The sequence below is a fragment of the Ruegeria sp. BJ6 genome, from assembly GCF_056537885.1.
The window spans coordinates 522,184-543,177 of the sequence record NZ_JBQFSG010000001.1 but is presented as its reverse complement, the minus strand read 5'-3'; the positions used below and the strand labels follow the sequence as shown (position 1 = coordinate 543,177).

The 20,994-nt window shown below is 59.7% G+C and carries 18 protein-coding genes and 2 tRNA genes; 10 read left to right on the top strand and 10 right to left on the bottom strand.

Annotated features, from left to right (window positions below; genetic code table 11):
* Window positions 1-15: 15 nt before the first annotated feature.
* Window positions 16-744, bottom strand: a complete 729-nt coding sequence (gene hisA / locus ACR0D6_RS02540) for a 1-(5-phosphoribosyl)-5-[(5-phosphoribosylamino)methylideneamino]imidazole-4-carboxamide isomerase (protein ID WP_480764342.1) — start codon at window positions 742-744, stop codon at window positions 16-18.
* Between the two features lie 133 nt (window positions 745-877).
* Between hisA and ACR0D6_RS02535 the strand changes: the two genes are divergently transcribed.
* Window positions 878-1,282 carry a DUF2147 domain-containing protein gene (locus tag ACR0D6_RS02535; RefSeq protein WP_170650784.1) on the top strand — a complete coding sequence of 135 codons (405 nt, stop codon included), beginning with the start codon at window positions 878-880 and terminating at the stop codon, window positions 1,280-1,282.
* A gap of 21 nt (window positions 1,283-1,303) precedes the next feature.
* On the opposite strand, the gene hisH is transcribed toward ACR0D6_RS02535, so the two are convergent.
* Both hisH and hisB read right to left on the bottom strand, forming a co-directional pair.
* Window positions 1,304-1,942, bottom strand: coding sequence for an imidazole glycerol phosphate synthase subunit HisH (hisH, locus tag ACR0D6_RS02530; RefSeq protein WP_480764341.1), 639 nt, complete (start codon window positions 1,940-1,942; stop codon window positions 1,304-1,306).
* Window positions 1,943-2,530: an imidazoleglycerol-phosphate dehydratase HisB gene (gene hisB, locus ACR0D6_RS02525; protein ID WP_480764340.1), complete on the bottom strand. Its 588-nt coding sequence runs from the start codon at window positions 2,528-2,530 to the stop codon at window positions 1,943-1,945.
* Between the two features lie 163 nt (window positions 2,531-2,693).
* On the opposite strand from hisB, the gene ACR0D6_RS02520 reads away from it, so the two are divergent.
* On the top strand, window positions 2,694-2,933 hold the full coding sequence (locus tag ACR0D6_RS02520; protein ID WP_170650781.1) for an Lrp/AsnC family transcriptional regulator: 240 nt from the start codon (window positions 2,694-2,696) through the stop codon (window positions 2,931-2,933).
* Window positions 2,934-2,936: 3 nt separating this feature from the next.
* Here the strand turns inward: ACR0D6_RS02520 and ACR0D6_RS02515 are convergent, their stop codons facing one another.
* The 3 genes from ACR0D6_RS02515 to ACR0D6_RS02505 form a co-directional block, all read right to left on the bottom strand.
* The gene (locus tag ACR0D6_RS02515) at window positions 2,937-3,803 is read right to left on the bottom strand and encodes a GNAT family N-acetyltransferase (protein WP_480764339.1); all 867 of its coding nucleotides are present in this window, start codon (window positions 3,801-3,803) and stop codon (window positions 2,937-2,939) included.
* 85 nt (window positions 3,804-3,888) lie between these two features.
* Window positions 3,889-3,963 (bottom strand) — tRNA-Gly (locus ACR0D6_RS02510).
* A gap of 34 nt (window positions 3,964-3,997) precedes the next feature.
* Window positions 3,998-4,072: transfer RNA gene (locus ACR0D6_RS02505), tRNA-Gly, on the bottom strand.
* 276 nt (window positions 4,073-4,348) lie between these two features.
* Here ACR0D6_RS02505 and ACR0D6_RS02500 point away from each other — a divergent pair.
* Window positions 4,349-5,329 (top strand): hypothetical protein, encoded by a 981-nt coding sequence (locus ACR0D6_RS02500; RefSeq protein WP_480764338.1) that lies wholly within the window; start codon window positions 4,349-4,351, stop codon window positions 5,327-5,329.
* An 82-nt stretch (window positions 5,330-5,411) separates the two neighbouring features.
* Here the strand turns inward: ACR0D6_RS02500 and ACR0D6_RS02495 are convergent, their stop codons facing one another.
* Both ACR0D6_RS02495 and ACR0D6_RS02490 read right to left on the bottom strand, forming a co-directional pair.
* Window positions 5,412-8,849: a pyruvate carboxylase gene (locus tag ACR0D6_RS02495; protein WP_480764337.1), complete on the bottom strand. Its 3,438-nt coding sequence runs from the start codon at window positions 8,847-8,849 to the stop codon at window positions 5,412-5,414.
* Between the two features lie 120 nt (window positions 8,850-8,969).
* The gene (locus tag ACR0D6_RS02490) at window positions 8,970-10,133 is read right to left on the bottom strand and encodes an alpha-hydroxy acid oxidase (protein WP_480764336.1); all 1,164 of its coding nucleotides are present in this window, start codon (window positions 10,131-10,133) and stop codon (window positions 8,970-8,972) included.
* Between the two features lie 134 nt (window positions 10,134-10,267).
* On the opposite strand from ACR0D6_RS02490, the gene ACR0D6_RS02485 reads away from it, so the two are divergent.
* Complete coding sequence (locus tag ACR0D6_RS02485; protein ID WP_480764335.1) at window positions 10,268-12,664, top strand: ATP-dependent helicase; 2,397 nt, start codon at window positions 10,268-10,270, stop codon at window positions 12,662-12,664.
* Here ACR0D6_RS02485 and ACR0D6_RS02480 read toward each other — a convergent pair.
* Entirely contained in the window at window positions 12,661-12,951 is a 291-nt protein-coding gene (locus ACR0D6_RS02480) for a DUF1330 domain-containing protein (RefSeq protein WP_480764334.1), read from the bottom strand. The two genes, ACR0D6_RS02485 and ACR0D6_RS02480, sit on opposite strands and share 4 nt — an antisense overlap.
* A 366-nt stretch (window positions 12,952-13,317) precedes the next feature.
* Window positions 13,318-13,542, bottom strand: coding sequence for a DUF1127 domain-containing protein (locus ACR0D6_RS02475; protein ID WP_170650774.1), 225 nt, complete (start codon window positions 13,540-13,542; stop codon window positions 13,318-13,320).
* A 939-nt stretch (window positions 13,543-14,481) separates the two neighbouring features.
* On the opposite strand from ACR0D6_RS02475, the gene mraZ reads away from it, so the two are divergent.
* Genes mraZ through ACR0D6_RS02445 form a run of 6 tightly spaced genes read left to right on the top strand, consistent with a single transcriptional unit; the run spans window position 14,482 to window position 20,988 of the window.
* Window positions 14,482-14,949: a division/cell wall cluster transcriptional repressor MraZ gene (gene mraZ / locus ACR0D6_RS02470; RefSeq protein ID WP_480764333.1), complete on the top strand. Its 468-nt coding sequence runs from the start codon at window positions 14,482-14,484 to the stop codon at window positions 14,947-14,949.
* A 4-nt stretch (window positions 14,950-14,953) separates the two neighbouring features.
* Window positions 14,954-15,946 carry a 16S rRNA (cytosine(1402)-N(4))-methyltransferase RsmH gene (gene rsmH / locus ACR0D6_RS02465; protein WP_480764724.1) on the top strand — a complete coding sequence of 331 codons (993 nt, stop codon included), beginning with the start codon at window positions 14,954-14,956 and terminating at the stop codon, window positions 15,944-15,946.
* On the top strand, window positions 15,943-16,311 hold the full coding sequence (ftsL, locus tag ACR0D6_RS02460; RefSeq protein ID WP_170650772.1) for a cell division protein FtsL: 369 nt from the start codon (window positions 15,943-15,945) through the stop codon (window positions 16,309-16,311). Before rsmH ends, ftsL begins: the two co-directional genes overlap by 4 nt.
* Window positions 16,308-18,095, top strand: a complete 1,788-nt coding sequence (locus ACR0D6_RS02455) for a peptidoglycan D,D-transpeptidase FtsI family protein (RefSeq protein WP_170650771.1) — start codon at window positions 16,308-16,310, stop codon at window positions 18,093-18,095. The genes ftsL and ACR0D6_RS02455 overlap by 4 nt, the downstream gene beginning before the upstream one ends.
* Window positions 18,096-18,115: 20 nt before the next feature.
* On the top strand, window positions 18,116-19,597 hold the full coding sequence (locus ACR0D6_RS02450) for a UDP-N-acetylmuramoyl-L-alanyl-D-glutamate--2,6-diaminopimelate ligase (protein WP_480764332.1): 1,482 nt from the start codon (window positions 18,116-18,118) through the stop codon (window positions 19,595-19,597).
* Window positions 19,594-20,988, top strand: coding sequence for a UDP-N-acetylmuramoyl-tripeptide--D-alanyl-D-alanine ligase (locus tag ACR0D6_RS02445; protein WP_480764331.1), 1,395 nt, complete (start codon window positions 19,594-19,596; stop codon window positions 20,986-20,988). Before ACR0D6_RS02450 ends, ACR0D6_RS02445 begins: the two co-directional genes overlap by 4 nt.
* Window positions 20,989-20,994 lie beyond the last annotated feature (6 nt).

Below are 20,994 nucleotides of genomic sequence, written 5' to 3'. Positions count from 1 at the left end.
TTGTTGACGTTCAGATCAGGCTTGGCTTTTCAGCGCTGACAAGGCCTCTTTCAGGTCGATTGCTCCGTCGTATAGCGCTCGACCGGAAATCGCGCCGTTCAAGGCGACTCCACAATCGCGCAGGGCAATCAGATCATCCAGAGAGCTAACGCCGCCTGACGCGATCACCGGAATTGACACGGCGCGGGCCAGATCAGCAGTTGCTTCGATATTCGGACCCTGCATCGCGCCATCACGATTGATGTCGGTGTAGATGATGGCGGCAACGCCCGCGTCCTCGAAACTGCGCGCCAGATCGGTCACCTTAACGTCGGTCTCTTCGGCCCAACCCTTTGTGGCAACCAGTCCGTTCCGGGCATCAATGCCCACAGCGACCTTGCCGGGGAAGGCTTTGGCGGCTTCACGCACCAGATCGGGGTTTTCCACTGCGACCGTACCCAGAATAACGCGGGCAAGGCCCTTTTCGATCCAGGTCTCAATCGTCGCCATGTCGCGAATGCCACCGCCCAGCTGCGCAGGTACATCACAAGCCTTCAGGATGGCTTCGACCGGTGCGGCATTGACTGGCTCACCGGCAAAGGCGCCGTTCAGATCCACCAGATGCAGCCACTCGCATCCGGCCTCGACAAAGGCGCGGGCCTGAGCGGCCGGGTCCTCGTTGAACACGGTGGCCTTGTCCATCTCGCCGCGCAGCAGGCGCACGGCCTGACCGTCTTTGAGGTCGATAGCAGGATAAAGGATCATGGTCTGGCGGCCTTTTGCTGATATTCGCGGGGGATATGGCACGGCTGGGGCAGGGGATGCAACGCGACCCAAAGTCAGGCTTGCTCGATTCTTCGCCTCCGGTCAGACTGGAGCCAAAATTGGGAGAGTTTTCATGAAGAAGATGACATTTGCAGTTGCCGCGATCTGTTCGGTATTTGCCACGGCGGCTCTGGCGGATGATCCGGTTGACGGTCTGTGGAAAACCCAGCCGGGCGACACGGGTGGCTATCTGCACGTATCCATCGGGCCTTGCGGCAGCGCAATTTGCGGGACGATCGACAACGCCTTCGATGCAGAAGGGAATGAATCGCTCGATTATGAGCATCTTGGCAAGAACATCATTTGGGACATGATCCCCGAAGGGAACGGTGCCTATGCGGATGGCAAAATCTGGGCACCGGATTCGGACAAGACCTATAACTCGAAAATGTCTCTCGACGGCAATTCACTGACGGTCAAAGGCTGCGTCGCTGGTGGCCTGATCTGTCGCGGTCAGGTCTGGTCGCGAATCGAGTAACGGGCGATCCGACCTGCGGTTTCACGGTTTCCAGTTCAGGAAATTTCCGATCATCCGCAGACCCACATCCTGACTTTTCTCGGGGTGGAACTGCATCCCGACCATCGTGTCGCGGCCGACAACGGCCGTGACATCCCCACCATAATCCACGTGGGCCAGTCGCTGGGCCGGATCGTTGACGCGGAAGTGGTAGGAATGCACGAAATAGGTGTGATCGCCGCTTTTCACGCCGTCAAAAATTGGGTGTTCGTGCTCGATCACCAGATCGTTCCAGCCCATATGGGGCACTTTCAGGCCATCGTCCGAAGGTTCAATCCGCACCACGTCTCCGGCGATCCAGCCCAATCCATCGGTTTCGCTGTATTCGTGGCCCTTTGCAGCCATCAACTGCATTCCAACGCAGATGCCCAGAAAGGGACGGCCTTTCTGTTCGACCGCCTCGACCATTGCGTCGTGGATGCCTTTATGGCCACGCAGCTCGGCGGCACAGGCGGGAAAAGCCCCGTCGCCGGGCAGAACCAGCCTGTCCGCACGTGCAACCACCTCAGCGTCCGACGTGACCACAACCTCACCGGCATTCAGTTCGCGCGCCATGCGCTGAAACGCCTTTTCGGCCGAATGCAGATTGCCGCTTTCGTAGTCGATGATGGCCGTCAGCATCTATAGCGCGCCCTTGGTCGATGGGATCGCATCCGCTTTGCGGGGGTCGGTTTCTACCGCCAGACGCAATGCGCGGGCAACGGCCTTGAAGACCGCCTCGGCGATGTGGTGGCTGTTGAAGCCGTGCAACTGGTCGATATGCAGCGTGATGCCGCCATGGGTGCTGAGCGCCTGAAAGAATTCGCGCACCAGTTCGGTGTCGAAGGTACCAATCTTTTGCGTTGGCAGGTCCACGTTCCAGATCAGAAACGGGCGGGCAGACAAATCCAGCGCACACCGCACCTGAGCGTCATCCATGGGCAGGTGACACTCGCCATAGCGGCGGATACCTTTCTTGTCGCCCAGGGCCTGCGTCAGGGCCTGACCCAGCGCGATGCCGGTGTCTTCGACCGTGTGGTGGTCGTCGATGTGATAATCGCCCTTGGCGCGGATCGTCATGTCGATCAGCGAATGGCGCGCCAGCTGATCCAGCATGTGATCGAAGAACCCGACACCCGTCTGGTTGTCATAGGCACCGGTCCCGTCGAGATTGATTTCGACCGTGATCTCGGTCTCGGCGGTCTGGCGGCTGATCGTGGCGCTGCGCATGGGCGAATTCCTTTTGCTACAGGCGTGCTTATAGACGCGGATCGCAAAAGATATCCAGCCCGCTTGGTCCCCACGCGGCGATGTGTTGCGATGAAATCAGGGGATTGCACGCGCCCTGCCGTCATGTCAGCCTGACCGCAAATCAAACAACAAGGCCCTTGGCATGAGCACCTGCGTTTTTATCCAGATTCGCTGCAAACCCGGCACGACCTACAAAGTGGCCGAAGAAATCGCCCTGCGCGAAATCCACTCGGAACTGTATTCGACCAGTGGTGAGTATGATCTGCTGCTGAAACTCTACATCCCCGAGACCGAGGATGTGGGCCATTACATCAACGAACACCTGCTGGTGATCCCGAATATCGAACGGTCACTGACCACGATGACCTTCAAGGCGTTCTGAGTCTCAACCCAGTTCGAAAGTCGTGATTCCGTAAATCCGATCCAGATCGATATCCGGTGCGTGGCTGGAATACATGCGCCCGGTCTCGAACACCTTGGTCAGGCCAAGGTTATGGGCCAGTTCCATTGCACCGGCGTTGGGGTTCGGCATATCGATGAACACGTCGCAGTCCAGCTGATCGGCTGGAAGCGTTGCCAAAAGCGAGGCCAGAAGGGCCTGCGCAATATCCGTATTGTCCGCAAACAACGGTCCAACCTTAAATCCGCTCAGGCATCGCCGCAGCGTCGCATAGCCCCTTATCCGCCCATTTTCCTGAAATACCCGAGAGGTGTGGGTTGGCGCGTCCAGCCAGCCATGCAGGAACGTATCGCGCGGGGCAGGGAACAGGTGCCGGTCATAGGTCCGCACCTCATCTGTCAGGGTGCTCAAGGGGGTAATGTTGTTATTACCGGTCTGACCCAGCCCCTTCAGGATGCTGCGGGCCGTACCGGAAAACCGATAATTGTCATAGGCCAGGGTGAACCCGAATTTGCGATAGTTGTCCTGCTGCTCGACAACACCATCCATACCCATATTGCGATCCTGGCAATGAGCTTTGACCGCTTCGGCCACCTGAAGCCCGTAACCAGACCCGCGAAATTCGGGTCGGACGATGTAAAAGCCCAGAAACGAATAGGCGTCGTCGTAATTCACGGCCGAAGCGGATGCGATCATCCGGCCATCCAGAAAACCGCCTTTGAACCCTTCCGGATCTGAGCTGTGAAAGCATACAGCGTCATGCAGTCCGGGATTCCATCCTTCGTGCCCCGCCCAGTCGACGGCCGTTTGAAGTTCGTCCGGCGTCAAAGCACGAATTTCATACTCGGGCATGGGCGCATCTCCGTAGCGATTGCGTTTCAGGCCACAATGGCGCAACGCCCGGCAAAGAACCAGCATGTTCGGAGAGTTTGGTATCTGGAGCGGGCGAGGCGATTCGAACGCCCGACCCTAACCTTGGCAAGGTTATGCTCTACCCCTGAGCTACGCCCGCATCAGATACTTTTAGCGACCTTTCGGTCTCTCATTGGAGCGGGCGAGGCGATTCGAACGCCCGACCCTAACCTTGGCAAGGTTATGCTCTACCCCTGAGCTACGCCCGCACCGTTGAGTGAGGCGTGAAGTATAAATTCTGGCGTAAAGCTGCAAGGGGAAAAACGCACGAAACGAAAAAAATTTCCCGTGTCCGAGGATGACGCGCGGGCAGACAGCAGTTTTCTCAATCCCGTCACAAGCAGACGCGCAGGCGGTGGGCATCTGTAGAGCAGCACAATTTCGCCATAATAATGAGTAATGATAATGGTATTGTTTTTTTAACCCCACTCTTATTGTTACTGTTGCGATGAGCTTGGTTGGAACTGATGGATGTTGGAGGCTTTATGAAAACGGGTTCGGTGCTTCGAATTGCGATGACCTCGCTGATGTTCGCGGGGGTTTTTGGTTTTGCAGCCGGGTTTGTTGCGCCGGACGTTGCCTATGCCAAGGATGGCAACGGCGGCGGCAATGGGGGTGGTAACGGCGGTGGCAACGGTAACGGCGGCGGCAACGGTAACGGCGGTGGCAACGGCAAAGGCGGTGATGGTGCCAGTGGCAAGGGCGGCAACGGTGCTGGAAAAGGCGGTAATGGCGGCGGCAAAGGCAAAAGCGCAGAGGCCGGTTTTGGTAAAGGCTCCGGTAAATCCTCTGGCGGTAAGGGAGTGTTTTCCGGTCTCGGTTTAGGCAAAAGCTCTGGTAAGTCCAACAACGGCAAGGGCGTATTTGCCGGGCTCGGACTGGGCAAAGGAAAATCGAAGAGTAGCGAACGCGGACTGGCCGCCAGTGCGGATCGCCTGGGAGACAAAATCTCTGGTTTATTCAATGGCAAATCAAAAGATCGCACTTCCAGATCGAAGGCTGCTGTAAAATCTGACACAGTGACGAAGTCTCAGGGCAAGATAGCCTCGGAACTCAAAGGGCTGAATGCCGCGCACGCCAGCGCGCAGGCTTTTGCGAATGCAGCCCCCAACAGCCGGGTTGGTTCCATGGTCGACTATCGTGACTCGCTAGCGGAACTTGGCATTGCCGAAGACGACCTTGCCGAATCCCTCGACAGCCTCGCTGAAGCCCAAAGCGAACTGGACGCTCTCGAAGGGCTTACGGATGACGAAATTGCCGACCAGTTCGACTCGGTGGACGACTATAACGATGCAGTCAGTGACGCACAAAAGTCGGTGGAGGATGCCGAATCCGAAGTGGCCGAAGCGCAGGATGCGGTAGATACCGCATCAGAAACCAGCGAAGAGGCGCTTGCAGATCTGACCGGTGATCAGGAGCTTTCCGATGAAGCAGTTTCGGCGCTTAACGACATGCTTTCCGAATAAGTCCAAACAAAAAACGCCGCCGGATTGAGTGCCGGCGGCGTTTTGCGATTTTGTTGATTGTAGGCGGCTTGCGCCGCCCAAATTATTCCAGTTCGACGAGCAGGTCTTTTGCGTCGATCTGTCCGCCGGGCTGGACGTGGACGGCCTTGACCACCGCGTCACGCTCGGCGTGGATGCCGGTTTCCATTTTCATTGCTTCGATGGTCAGCAGCATGTCGCCTTCCTTGATCTCTTGCCCGGCGGTCACTGCGACGGTCGCCACGACCCCCGGCATCGGTGCGCCGATGTGGTTGGCGTTGCCGGCCTCGGCCTTGGGCCGGGCTTGCGTGGATGAGGTCACCAGACGATTCGGCACCCGGATGACGCGGGGCTGGCCGTTGAGTTCAAAGAACACTTTGACCTCGCCCTTTTCATCGGTCTCGCCGATGGCCTGACAACGGATTTCCAGCGTCTTGCCCGGATCGATCTCGGCGGTGATCTCTTCGCCCGGCTCCATGCCGTAGAAGAAGGTGCGCGTGGGCAGGGTGCGGACCGGGCCATAGGTCCGGTGACGGCCCATGTAATCCAGGAACACCTTGGGATACATCAGATAACCGTTCAGGTCCTCGTCATCGACATCCTTGCCTTCCAACTGCTTCGACAGGTCGGCACGGGTGGCTTCCAGATCGACCGCGGGCACGTCCTTGCCGGGGCGCTGGGTGTTCGGTGCCTCGTCCTTGAGAACCTTCCTGATGATCGTGTCCGGGAACCCGCCCGGAGGCTGGCCCAGATTGCCGCGCATCATGTCGACGACCGAGTCTGGGAAGGCCACATCTGTTGCCGGGTCCTCGACTTGTTCGCGGGTCATGTTCTGGCTGACCATCATCAGCGCCATGTCACCGACCACCTTGGACGACGGTGTCACCTTCACGATGTCACCGAACATCTGGTTCACATCGGCATACATCTGCGCCACTTCGTGCCAGCGCTCCTCCAGCCCCAGCGAACGCGCCTGCGCCTTGAGGTTGGTGAACTGGCCGCCGGGCATCTCGTGCAGATAGACCTCGGAGGCCGGGGCCTGAAGGCTGGATTCAAAGGCCGCGTACTGGCCGCGAACGGCCTCGAAGTAATCGCTGATCTCGCGGATGGCCTTGATGTCCAGCCCGGTGTCACGCTCGGTATGGCGCAGCGCTTCGACGACTGTGCCCAGCGTTGCCTGAGACGTGTTGCCCGAGAAGCTGTCCATCGCGCAATCCACCGCGTCCACGCCCGCCTCGGAAGCGGCCAGAATGGTGGCGCTGGCGATACCGGCAGTGTCGTGCGTGTGGAAGTGGATCGGCAGGCCGACCTCTTCCTTCAGCGCGCGGATCAGGATTTTGGCCGAGGCCGGTTTCAGCAGGCCCGCCATGTCCTTCAGGCCCAGAATATGCGCACCTGCGTCGCGCAGCTCTTTCGCCATACCGACATAGTATTTCAGGTCATACTTGGAACGGTCCGGGTCCAGAATGTCGCCGGTATAGCATACGGTGCCTTCACAGACTTTCCCGTTCTCGATCACCGCGTCCATGGCGACGCGCATGTTCTCGACCCAGTTCAGCGAGTCGAACACGCGGAAGACGTCGATCCCCTTGGATGCCTGACGCACGAACTCCTGCACCACGTTGTCGGGATAGTTGGTGTAACCAACCCCGTTTGCACCACGCAGCAGCATTTGGGTCATCAGATTCGGCATCGCCTCGCGCAGGTCGCGCAGACGCTGCCACGGGCATTCCTGCAGGAAGCGGTAGGCCACGTCGAACGTCGCACCGCCCCAGCATTCGACCGAGAACAGCTGCGGCAGGTTGGCCGCATAGGTCGGCGCCACCTTGATCATGTCGATCGAGCGCATCCGGGTCGCCAGCAGCGACTGGTGGCCGTCACGCATGGTGGTGTCGGTGATCAGCAACTGCCGCTGCGCCTTCATCCAGTCGGCAACCGCCTGCGGACCTTTTTGCTCCAACAGGTTGCGCGTGCCCATCATCGGTTCGGCCTTGGGCGCGGGGGCCTTGGCCTCTTTCAGATCGGCGCGCGGTTCCGGGCGGTCTTTGGTTTCGGGATGCCCGTTCACGGTGATATCCGCAATATAGGTCAGAACCTTGGTGCCCCGGTCGCGGCGACGCTTGAAGGTGAACAGGTCCGGCGTCGTGTCGATGAACTTGGTGGTGTATTCGTTCGACAGGAAGGTCGGGTGCTTCAGCAGGTTGATGACAAAGTCGATATTGGTGGAGACACCGCGAATACGGAACTCGCGCAGGGCGCGGTCCATCCGGGCAATCGCGGCCTGAGGCGTCGGCGCCTTGGCGGTCACCTTGGTCAGCAGCGAGTCGTAATAGCGCGTGATCACACCGCCCGCATAGGCGGTGCCGCCATCCAGACGGATACCCATGCCAGTGGCCGAGCGATAGGCGGTGATACGGCCATAGTCGGGGATAAAGTTGTTCTGCGGGTCCTCGGTGGTGATCCGGGTCTGCAGCGCGTGACCGGTCAGATGCACATCAGCCTGGCTGGCCGCACCCGTAGCCTCGGCCAGGGTCTTGCCTTCGGCAATCAGGATTTGTGCCTGAACGATGTCGATGCCGGTGACCTCTTCGGTGACGGTATGTTCCACCTGCACGCGGGGGTTCACCTCGATGAAGTAGAACTTGCCCGTCTCCATATCCATCAGGAATTCGACGGTGCCAGCGCATTCATAGTTCACATGGGCGCAGATCTTGCGGCCAAGTTCACAGATCTCGGCACGCTGTTCCTCGCTTAAGTAAGGGGCAGGGGCGCGTTCGACGACCTTCTGGTTGCGGCGCTGGACCGAGCAGTCGCGTTCGTACAGGTGATAGATCTCGCCATGCTTGTCGCCCAGAATCTGCACCTCGACGTGGCGGGCGCGGGTGATCATCTTTTCCAGATACCCTTCGCCGTTGCCGAATGCAGCCTCGGCCTCGCGGCGGCCTTCCAGAACTTTCTCTTCCAGCTCATCCTCGGATTCGATCGGACGCATGCCGCGTCCGCCGCCGCCCCAGGATGCCTTGAGCATCAGCGGATAGCCAATCTCTTTCGCCTCGGCCCGGATCGCATCCATGTCATCGCCCAGAACCTCGGTCGCGGGGATGACTGGAACGCCAGCCTCGATGGCAACACGCCGCGCGCTGGCTTTGTCGCCAAGTGCACGCATGGTTTCCGCCTTGGGGCCGATGAAGGTGATACCGTTCTTGACGCAGGCATCCACAAAGTCCGGATTCTCGGACAGCAGGCCGTAACCGGGATGAATCGCATCCGCGCCGCATTCCTTGGCAACGCGGATAATCTCGTCAATGGACAGATAGGCGGCAACCGGCCCCATCCCTTCGCCGATGCGATACGCCTCATCCGCCTTAAAGCGATGGAGGCCCAGCTTGTCCTCCTCGGCAAAGACAGCAACGGTTTGTTTACCCATCTCGTTCGCCGCGCGCATCACTCGGATGGCGATCTCGCCGCGGTTCGCGATCAGGATTTTCTTGAAGTCGGTCATGGCAGGTCCCGGTCTTTTCTAGCTTGGCCGTGGTAATAGGCGGACAATACGCGCACGTACATCTGTAGTTCTGGGTAGAACCGGCATGTTATCGCTCGCAAACGCCGTTCAGTAACAGATTTATGTCTGGAGTTGCTGCAATGCAGCATATCCGAGGTCAATGGCAGGCGGTAAATCGGCCAGCGTGGTCGCGCCCAACTGTCCCATATTTGATATCATGTCCTGTTTCAGTATGTCGATCACATGGGCAGGCCCGGCCTCACCCAATGCGGCCAGACCATACAGGAACGCCCGCCCCAGCATTACGAAATCAGCCCCCAGCGCCAATGCACGCAAAACGTCCAGCCCGCCCTCGACGCCGCTGTCAAATATCACAGGCAGGTTCGTCGCGGCGCGTATGTCGGGAAGAGCCTCGATACTGGCGGGGGCACCGTCGAACTGACGCCCGCCGTGATTCGACACCCACAGCGCATTGATGCCTGCTGCGGCCAGCCGCTCGGCATCTTCGGGCCGCATCACACCTTTGACGATGAATGGCCCGTCCCAGTGATCGCGCAGCCAATGGACATAGTCCATGTCCGGAGAGGTTCGCAGCAGATAACCGATATGGGCCGTCGGCGGCAGGTTCCCCCGGTTCTGTATGTATTTGTCCAGTGTCCGCATCCGCGGCATCCCCGCCCGTGCCATCCCAAACGCCCAGGCCGGACGTAATGCGATCTGCGACAGCAGGCGCGGCGTCAGTTCTGGCGGATGTGTCAGGCCCGACCGAGTCTGACGCTCGCGTCGCGATGCGACGGGAACGTCCACTGTCAGCACCAAGGTCGAAAAGCCGGCCGCACGCGCCCGCTTCAGAACGTCCATCCGAATGTCGGGGTCCCTTGGCGGATAAAGCTGGAACCACGCATCAGGACCCAGACATTGCGACAGATCTTCGGGGCTCTGGCTGGCAACTTTCGACAGGGTAAACGGAATTCCTGCAGCCGCGGCCTGACGGGCGAGTGACTTTTCGGCATCCGGCCAGATCAACCCGCACATGCCAATCGGCGCGATGCCGAATGGCAGCGCAAAATCTCGCCCCAGAAACTTGGTGGCAGTGCTGAACTCCAACTCACCGTGCAGGATCGAAGGTGCAAAGCCGATCCGATCCAGCGCGGCGCGGTTTCTGGCCCTTGCCGTTTCGCTGCCAGTGCCGCTGTCCAGATATTCCCACACGAAATGAGGCACCCGACGACGCGCACGCCTTTTCAGGTCTTCTATGCCCGGATATCTGTTGCCAAGGTCCATGACATTTGATCGGGCCTGCCCGTCGATTCGGCAAGCCGTCAGTGGAAAGCCGACACCGGATGCGACCTTTCAGAGTCGGAACAAGGCATGAACAAACCCTTTCCCTTTCCCCGTTTCCGGCGTAGTTTGCAGCCATGAGCAGTTTCGACGAAATGGACGCCTTTGAAGGCGCATCGCTGTCGGCGCGGGCCATGCCTGCGCGTCAGATGGATTATCTGAACGATCTCAATCCCGCGCAGCGCGAGGCGGTCGAACGGCTTGATGGCCCGGTCCTGATGCTTGCGGGGGCGGGGACAGGTAAAACCAAGGCGTTGACCGCCCGCATCACTCACCTGCTGCGCAGCGGTAAGGCCCGCCCGAACGAGATTCTGGCGGTGACCTTCACCAACAAGGCCGCGCGCGAAATGAAAGAGCGTGTGGGCCGGATGCTGGGCCAGCCCGCCGAAGGGATGCCGTGGCTTGGCACCTTCCATTCGATTTGCGTCAAGCTGTTGCGGCGTCATGCGGAATTGGTCGGGTTGAAGTCGAACTTCACCATTCTGGACACGGATGATCAGAAGCGGCTGCTTAAACAACTCACTCAGGCCGCCAATATCGACGACAAACGCTGGCCCGCGCGGATGCTGGCCGGAATCATTGATGACTGGAAAAACCGCGCCCTGACGCCTGATAAGGTGCCCGCCGCGGATGCAGGGGCCTATAACCACAAGGGTATCGAGCTTTATGCTCAGTACCAAATCCGTCTGCGCGAGCTGAACGCGGTGGATTTCGGTGACCTGCTGTTGCACATGGTCACGATCTTTCAGACCCATACAGACGTGCTGGAGCAATACCAGCGCTGGTTCCGCTATATCCTTGTGGACGAATATCAGGACACCAACGTCGCCCAATATATGTGGCTGCGCCTGCTGGCAGGGGCGCACAAGAACATCTGCTGCGTGGGCGATGACGATCAGTCGATCTATGGCTGGCGCGGGGCCGAGGTGGGCAACATCCTGCGGTTCGAAAAGGATTTCCCCGGCGCTTTTGTGGTGCGACTAGAACAGAACTATCGCTCGACCCCGCATATTCTGGCGGCGGCCTCGAACGTCATTCGCGGCAATGAGGGGCGTCTGGGCAAAGAGCTTTGGACCGACGCGCAGGACGGAGAGAAAGTCCGCCTGATCGGCCATTGGGATGGCGAGGAAGAGGCGCGCTGGATCGGCGAGGAAATTGACGCCATGCAGGGCGGCACCCGTGGCGTGCGGCCCGTGAACCTCGACGAAATCGCCATCCTTGTCCGCGCATCACACCAGATGCGCGCGTTCGAGGATCGGTTCCTGACCATCGGTCTGCCCTATCGTGTCATCGGTGGTCCGCGATTCTATGAGCGGATGGAGATTCGCGATGCCATGGCCTATTTCCGGCTGGTCATCAGCCCCGAGGATGATCTGGCTTTCGAGCGGATCGTGAACACGCCCAAACGCGGACTTGGCGACAAGGCGCAGCAGACCATCCAGATGACCGCGCGGGAAAACGGCCTGTCGCTGGTTGATGGGGCCCGGATCGCTGTTGATCAGGGGCTGATCAAGGGCAAGGGCGGCGCTGCTTTGCGGCAATTGCTCGAGGGGCTGGCGCGCTGGAACGCGATGACGCGCGGGCCACGGATTGAATTGGACGACGATTCGGTCATCGATGACGGGGCGGCACCGGCCCGATACGGCGAACCCGAGACCTCTCATATCGAACTGGCGCAGATCATTCTGGACGAATCCGGCTATACTGCCCACTGGCAGAACGAAAAAACACCCGAGGCACCGGGGCGTCTTGAAAACCTCAAGGAACTGGTCAAGGCGCTGGAGAGTTTCGAGAACCTGCAAGGATTTCTGGAACATGTCAGCCTGATCATGGACAACGATTCTCAGGACGCAGACAGCAAGGTCTCGATCATGACCTTGCACGCAGCCAAGGGGCTGGAATTTCCCGCCGTTTTCCTGCCGGGTTGGGAGGATGGGTTGTTCCCCTCACAACGGTCAATGGACGAATCCGGGATCAAGGGCCTCGAAGAAGAACGACGTCTGGCTTATGTCGGCATTACCCGCGCTGAAGAGGTCTGCACTATCTCTTTCGCGGCCAACCGGCGGGTGTTCGGACAGTGGCAGAACGCGATGCCGTCCCGATTCATAGATGAACTGCCCGAGGATCATGTCGAAGTGCTGACACCGCCGGGTCTCTATGGTGGCGGGCAGACTACGACAACAATCGAAACCCGTGCGGTCGAAGCAAACGTCTATAACTCGCCCGGCTGGAAACGGATGCAGGCCCGGCAGGGCCAATACGGCATGTCGCAGCCGCGCGAATCCCGCAATACCGTGATCGACGCAACTGCAGTGGCCAGTTTCACACTGGGCGAACGCGTGTTCCACCAGAAGTTCGGCTATGGCGCGGTGACTGGTATTGAAGGCGACAAGGTCGAGGTTGATTTCGACAAGGCGGGTCTCAAGAAGGTTGTATCTCAGTACCTGACCGCCAAGGACGACGTTCCGTTTTAAAACCCTTCGACCAGAACCATGTTTGCAGTCGCTGTCTTATGCCGGATTTTCGCCAGTTCGACATAGTCGGGATCGTCTTTCCATGCCTTTGCGGCCTCAAGCGACGGAAACTCCATCAGGACGATTCCGTCCTCGGGCCATGTACCTTCGATCACCTCCACGGGTTTGGATGACACTGTAAGCAGGCGGCCCCCGTGCCGGTCAAAGATCGGCATGAAGCCTTCAAGGTATCCCTGATACCCGTCGGGATCGTGGATGGTAATCTGGGCGATGAAATAAGCGGCCATTGGAAGCTCCGATAATCCCGGTCAGAGCTTCATCCTACACACAGTTGCATAAAACAAAAACGGCGGTTCCCAGGGAGGAGGAGGGGAACCGCCGTTCTTTTCAACATCAGGGCAGGGAGGAGGAAAGCCCCGATGTATCCGAACCCGGGTTTGATCCCGGTATGAAGTCGCGGCGACGCCAGGGAGGAGGAGGGCATCGCCGCGCGCTTGCAACACCGGGACAGGGAGGAGGAAGCCCGGCGTATCAGCTCCGGCGTTCAGGGCCGGTATAGGGTGCGGCAACGTCAGGGAGGAGGAGAGACGTCGCCGCTGAAATACAGACCCTCAGGGAGGAGGAGGGCCTGATCTCGGTTGTTTCTATTGCGCTTAGCGCGCGATCTGGTCTTCGGCCGCCTGCTGGGCCACACGCCGGATCATCGAGCGGTGCAGGCCCAGATCGGCCAGCTCACGGTTCGACAGCGACGAAAGTTCGTTGACAGTCTGGCGGTACATCCGGTTCCGCAGAAAGCGATCCTTCGCTGCTTCGAACAGCGACGCGATGCCAAATGAATGTGCGCCTTTCAGCGTGCTCTGTGCGCTTGTTACTGCCATTTTCGTATTCCGTATCTTTCGTTTCGCCACCATGTTGCGGCGCTTGCTTGAGCATCAAAATAGGCAAATGCTGCAACTGCACAATACCTCTCGTGATCAATGCCGCTATGCAGCAAGTGCATAGATTGAAGGGGGAAAATCCAACGAGGCGCATAGGTGCAGGAAAATAAGGCTTCCTGGCGCATTTCTTAAAAACCCACGTGATGCCCTTTCGGAAATTTTCCTTTTGACTGTTGAAAATTTGGGCGACCCCGGTGGAAGTTTCAGCGTTCTGACAACCCCTCCTGATCTTGATGGAGGGAATTACGGGAATTTATGGGAAGCGGTATTTAGGGGGCGATCTCTTGGTTATTTGTCGCGAAGTGGACTAGTTCTGGGCAATGATTCGCGGCGACAAATGGGAACAAAAAACGAACATGCGTGAGGGAATTGGCGGAATGCTCATTTTTCTGGGAAATCGTGGGAAAAAATTGCACCTGCCATAAACACACCATATATAGTGATCGGCTGTTCTGATAATTCTATTTGTGGACAAAATGGTACAATTTGTTGTGCTGTTGGCGCTCAAATTGACGCTGAGAGACATGATTCATTGAATAAATCAGTTGATTTCCATGAATTCCCATGTCATCCCTAATACATCCGATGAGGACGAGGCAGATGGGGCACTAAACGACCCCGACCAAAAACAAACAGGTTTCATACAGGCATCTCGCTTTTCATCAGACACCAAGATCCGGCGCGCGAGCGAGCAGACATCCCCCCAGGTGGCGCGCGCAGCTGGACTTCCCGCAAAGCGGGCGAATGCGGCGGGTTGATCAGTGGCAGCAGATCAACCCGCCGTTTTTACCTTCGGGGGGAACGTGAATTTCAAGTGGGGCGCAAGCGAAAGGGACAGTCGTCTTGGCGCGCAGGTTCAGAGGCGAAAGCCACCATAAGGTGGATACGAAGGGCAGGGTGTCGATCCCGGCCTCTTTTCGCCGTGTGCTTGAAGCCTCCGATCCCAACTGGCAGTCAGGTAGCAATCCGGAACTCGTGATTGTTTATGGCGACCACCGCCGCAAATATCTTGAGTGCTACACGATGGAAGCGATCGACGAAGTTGACGCCAAGATCGATGCACTCCCGCGCGGATCCATGCAGCGCAAGATGCTGCAGCGCATGTTCCATGGTCAGTCCTTTCCGACCAACGTAGACGAAACCGGTCGTCTGGTTCTGCCCGCCAAGCTGCGCAGCAAGATCGCACTAGAGGGCGAGGCGTTCTTTATCGCCGCCGGTGATACCTTTCAGATTTGGAAACCCGAGACTTACGAGGCCGAAGAACTGGCCAAAGCCGAAGAATGGCTGGACGAACTGCCGGACGATTTCGATCCGATGGAGTTCCTCGATGGTCCCGGGGATGCGTGACGGCATGGCCGGTACGCAAACTCCTTCCGACAAACCTCACATTCCTGTTCTGTTGCGTCCGTTGCTGGCCGCGGTTGAACCTGTTTCGGGCACCTGGCTTGACGGAACCTTTGGCGCCGGCGGCTATACACGCGGCTTGCTGGAGGCTGGCGCCGATACGGTTATCGGCGTTGACCGCGATCCGCTGGCCTTTGATATGGCGGCAGATTGGGCCGGTGAATATGGCGACCGGCTGGTGATGCAGCCCGGTGTGTTTTCGCGTATGGATGAATACGCCCAGGACCTGGATGGCGTTGTGCTGGATCTTGGCGTCTCGTCCATGCAACTGGATCAGGCCGAGCGCGGTTTTTCCTTTATGAAGGACGGTCCATTGGACATGCGGATGAGCCAGGAAGGCGAAAGCGCCGCCGATCTGGTAAACACCGCGACCGAGGCGCAGCTGGCCGATATTCTGTTCCACTACGGCGAAGAACGCGCCAGCCGCCGCATTGCCAAGGCGATCATAAAGGCACGGGCTGAGGAGCCGATAACCACAACGCTGCGACTGGTTGAGATTATCGAATCCTGTCTGCCGCGTCCCAAACCGGGGCAGTCGCATCCCGCGACGCGCAGCTTTCAGGGCCTGCGCATCGCGGTGAACGCCGAGTACGAAGAGCTGTTTCAGGGCCTCATGGCGGCTGAGCGTGCTCTGAAACCCGGCGGGCAACTGGCGGTGGTCACGTTCCATTCCATCGAGGATCGGATGGTTAAGCGGTTTTTCCAGTCTCGGGCGGGCAAAACCGGCCGTGCGAACCGTTATGCGCCCGAGGTGCAGCAGGAACAGCCGCAATTTACATTGAAAACGCGCAAGGCCGTAGGACCGGATGCGCAGGAATTGGATGAAAACCCACGTGCGCGGTCTGCCAAGTTGCGGGTCGCGGTTCGCACCGACGCTCCGGCGGGGGAAATAGACGCCCGCGCCATCGGCATGCCGCAACTGGGGGGAAGGGCAAGATGAAGAGTATTCTGTATGTGTTGACCGCTCTGTCCGTGTTTGGTCTGGCCCTCTGGGCCTATCAGGAAAACTACCGTACGCAGCAGGTTCTGAAAGAAACCCGGTCTCTGCAAACTCAGATCGGAGCCGCGCAGGCCCGGCTGGCCGTATTGCGCGCCGAATGGGCCTATCTGAACCGCCCCGACCGGTTGCGCGAGCTGGCAGACCTGAACTTTGAACGCCTTGGCCTGCTGCCGCTGCGTGCCGAACAGTTCGGGCGCGCGGATCAGATCGCTTATGCCGAAGATCCTGACCTGCCGGAGATCGATCCGAATGACCTGACTGCGATCACCGATGTTCAGGCCCTGGGTGAGGTGCAGATCCCATGACGCGTACACCGCTCCGTCCTCTGGCGCAGGTGCTTGATGCCCGAGCGCGCGGCGAAAACCCCGACCTGATCGAGCGCGAGAACATCCACAAGCGCCACGAGGAAATGAAGGACCGGTCCCGCGCCCGCGCCGAGGGCCGGTTGCTGGTTCTGGGTGCATTCTTTTTTGTGGCATTTGCGGTGGTCGGCGCACGCATGGGCATGTTGGCGACGTCCGAGGCAAAGGAACCCCTTGCCAGTGCCTCGGGTGCAACCATCGCGATGCAGCGCGCGGATATCGTGGACCGCGAAGGGCGCATTCTGGCAACGAATCTCGAGACTTATTCGGTCTACGCCCAGCCGCCTCTGATGATCGACCCGGTCGCAGCCGCAGACCAGCTGGTCAGGATATTCCCTGATCTGGACAAGGATCGTCTGGTCAAGGATTTCACCGGCAAGCGCAAGTTTCTGTGGATCAAGAAACGCATTTCGCCGGAACAGAAGCAGGCCGTGCACGACATCGGCGATCCGGGCATCCTGTTCGGTCCGCGTGAAATGCGCCTTTATCCCAATGGCCGCCTTGCGTCCCATATCCTTGGTGGGGCCGGGTTTGGCCGCGAGGGGGTGGATGCTGCTGAAGTCATTGGCGTTGCCGGTATTGAAAAGCAGTTCGACGGGTATCTTCGCGATCCCGCCAACGGCACCAAGCCCCTACAGCTTTCGCTGGACCTGACCGTTCAGGCGGCGGTCGAACAGGTTCTCTATGGCGGCATGAAGATCATGAACGCCAAAGGCGCTTCGGCAGTGCTGATGAATGCCCACACGGGTGAAGTTATTTCCGCCGCTTCCCTGCCGTCATTCGATCCGAATGACCGGCCCAGACCGCCGACATCGGGGTTTGATCCGTCCGACAGCCCGCTGTTCAACCGCTATGTGCAGGGCGTCTATGAACTGGGCTCGGTTTTCAAGATTTTCACGGCGGCACAGGCCGTTGATCTGGGTCTGGTCAACTCGGAAACCATCATCGACACGTCGGGCCCGATGAAAATCGGGCGGTTCCCGATTGGCGAGTTTCAGGGCAAGAACTATGGCGATCTCAGCGTCGCTGACATCATCGTCAAAAGTTCGAACCGGGGCACCGGACGGCTGGCCCTGCAAATCGGCGGGCTACGTCAGCAGGATTTTCTGGCCGGGCTGGGCATGTTCGAACCAACCCCGTTTGAGATTGTCGAGGCTGCGGGTGGCGAGCCTCTGAAGCCAAAAAAATGGGGCGAACTTAGCACCGTCACGATCTCTTACGGCCACGGTCTTTCCACCAGCCCGATGCATCTGGCGGCGGGCTATGCCGCCATCGCCAATGGTGGCCACTATGTCAGCCCGACGATCCTGCGCCGGAACGGCCCGCAATACGGCCCGCGCGTGATGTCCGAGAATGCAGCCCGTCAGGCGCAGAAAATGCTGCGCAAGGTCGTCACCAGCGGCACCGCCAGCTTTGGCGAAGTGCCGGGCTATGACGTTGCGGGTAAAACCGGCACTGCCGACAAGCCCAAACCGCGTGGTGGGTATTACGACGACAGGGTGATCGCGACATTCGCCACGATCTTCCCGGCATATGATCCGAAATACGTTCTGGTGGTTACACTGGACGAACCCTCGATCGTGGCCTACGGCGAAAAGCGGCGCACCGCTGGCTGGACCGCTGTGCCCGTGGCCGCAGAACTGATCGGTCGGGTTGCTCCGTTGCTGGGGCTGCGTCCCCGGCTTGAGCCTGATGCGGGCGCTGCTATAACGCTGACCTCGAATTAGGCAGTCCGAAAAGGTGGGTCATGGGCGCAAAGTCAACGAAACTTAGCCAACTGGCCCTGACCGCGCGGGGCGGCAAGGACCCGGACATTACCGGACTGGCGGTGGACAGCCGCGACGTCAAGGATGGCTATCTGTTCGCGGCCCTTCCCGGAACGCGCGTTCATGGCGGTGAATTCATCCAATATGCCTTGCGTATGGGGGCGGCTGCCATACTGACCGATGCCAAGGGTGCAGAAATCGCGGCTGACGAACTGGCCGCATCCCATGCCGCGTTGATTGTCGTCGAGGACCCGCGGCAGGCGCTCGCCTACACGGCGGCGCTGTGGTTCGGGGCGCAGCCTCAGACCATGGTTGCGGTCACGGGGACCAACGGCAAAACATCCGTGGCAACCTTCGTACGCCAGATCTGGACCGAACTTGACCATGCCGCGGTGAACCTCGGCACGACAGGTGTCGAAGGGGCATGGACCGCACCGCTGGCCCATACTACGCCCGAGCCGATCACCCTGCATCGCTGCCTTGCCGAGGCGGCAGACAATGGCGTGACACACGCCGCGATGGAGGCATCGTCCCACGGGCTGGAACAGCGTCGCCTTGATGGCGTGCACCTGACAGCGGCTGGGTTTTCCAATTTCACGCAGGATCATCTGGACTATCACGACACGTTCGAGGCCTATTTCATCGCCAAGGCCGGCCTGTTCACGCGGGTCCTGCCGCCCGATGGCACGGCCGTCATCAACATCAGCGATCCCAAAGGCCCCGAGATGCGCGACATAGCCCTGTCACGCGGACAAAAGGTGCTGACGGTCGGACAGGCGGACACGGACCTCTGCCTGCTGAACCAGCGGTTCGACGCGACCGGGCAGGACCTGCGGTTTTCATGGCGCGGTAAAACACTCCAGTCCCGTCTGAACCTGATCGGGGGGTTTCAGGCCGAAAACGTGTTGCTGGCCTGTGGTCTGGCCATTGCCAGCGGGGATGATCCGGAACGGGTCTTTGAAACCCTGCCGCACCTGACCACTGTTCGCGGGCGAATGCAGCTGGCCGCGACCCGCGACAACGGGGCGGCGGTTTTTGTCGATTACGCGCACACGCCGGATGCCGTGGCGACCGCGCTCAGGGCCATGCGCCCACATGTGATGGGGCGTCTCATCGCCATCGTCGGCGCAGGCGGGGATCGCGACGCCACCAAACGCCCGCTGATGGGCCAGGCGGCGGCTGAGAATGCGGATATCGTCTTTGTCACCGACGACAACCCGCGTAGCGAAGACCCTGCCACAATCCGCGCTGCCGTGATGCAGGGCGCACCGGAAGCGACCGAGGTCGGAGATCGGGCCGAGGCGATCCTGCGCGGCGTCGATGCCCTGCAGCCGGGAGACGCGTTGCTGATCGCGGGCAAGGGGCACGAATCCGGTCAGATCGTCGGTGATCAGGTTTTGCCATTCGACGATGCCGAACAGGCCAGCATAGCCGTGGCCGCTTTGGATGGGAGGGTGGCATGACGCTCTGGACCGCAGCCGAGGCCGCCGATGCAACCGGCGGACGTGCCACCGCCGATTGGGTGGTAAACGGCGTCTCCATCGATACCCGCACGATCCAGCCGGGTGATCTGTTCGTCGCGCTGAAGGACGTGCGGGACGGCCATGACTTTGTGGCGCAGGCGCTTGAGAAAGGCGCGGGCGCTGCACTGGTCTCACGCATTCCGGACGGAGTGTCCGAGGACGCGCCGCTGCTGATCGTGGACGACGTTCAGACCGGGCTTGAGGCGCTGGGGCAGGCTGCCCGCGCCCGAAGCGATGCGCGCGTCATCGGCGTGACCGGCAGTGTCGGCAAGACCTCAACCAAAGAAATGCTGTCGACAATCCTGTCCATGCAGGGAAAGACCCATGCCAGTGTCGCCAGCTATAACAACCATTGGGGCGTTCCGCTGACATTGGCGCGAATGCCGCGCGACACCGAATACGCGGTGATCGAGATCGGCATGAACCATCCGGGTGAGATTGCGCCTCTGGCCCGACAGGCCCGCCCGCATGTGGCGCTGGTCACGACCGTTGCGGCGGTTCATCTTGAGGCGTTCGAGTCGGTTGCGGGCATCGCCCATGAAAAGGCGGCGATTTTCGAAGGGCTGGAAAGTGGCGGGGCCGCGATTGTGAACGCCGACATCGAACATGCGGACATTCTTCGTCAGACCGCACAGGACCATGGTGCCGGGATCGTCGATTTTGGCCGCGATGCCAAAGACTACAGTCTGACGGATGTGACACAAGGGGGCGACTCGGTTCAGGCAAGCGCTTCGGTCGGGGACACGCTGATTACCTACGACGTGCAATCCGCGGGTACTCATTTTGCCATGAATGCGCTGGGCGCTCTGGCGGCCTGCGTTGAGACGGGTGTCGATCTGAATGAGGCCATTGCCGGTCTGCGCCGATGGTCACCGGTCAAAGGACGCGGCGTGCGCGAAACACTGCCTTTGACGACAGGTGGGCAGATCGAGTTGCTGGACGACAGCTATAACGCCAACCCGACCTCGATGGAGGCTGCGCTGGACGTTTTGGCCGCCTCGCAAGGCGCGCGCCGGATTGCGTTTCTGGGTGACATGAAAGAGCTGGGCGCGGAGGAAGTCGCGATGCATGCCGGTATGGCGGATGTCGCGGCGATGGCTCAGGTCGATCAGGTCCACTGCATTGGCCCGCTGATGAAGGCGCTGCACGACGCGCTGCCTGCCGAAAAGCGCGGGCGGTGGAGCGAGACCAGCACCGAGATGGCGGGGCACCTGCCGGACCTGATCCGCGCGGGCGACACGGTTCTGGCCAAAGGGTCGCTCAGCATGGGGCTGGCGCGGATTGTTGACGGTTTGCGGAAAATGGGGCAAGGGAGCGCGCTTGAACCATGATCGGCG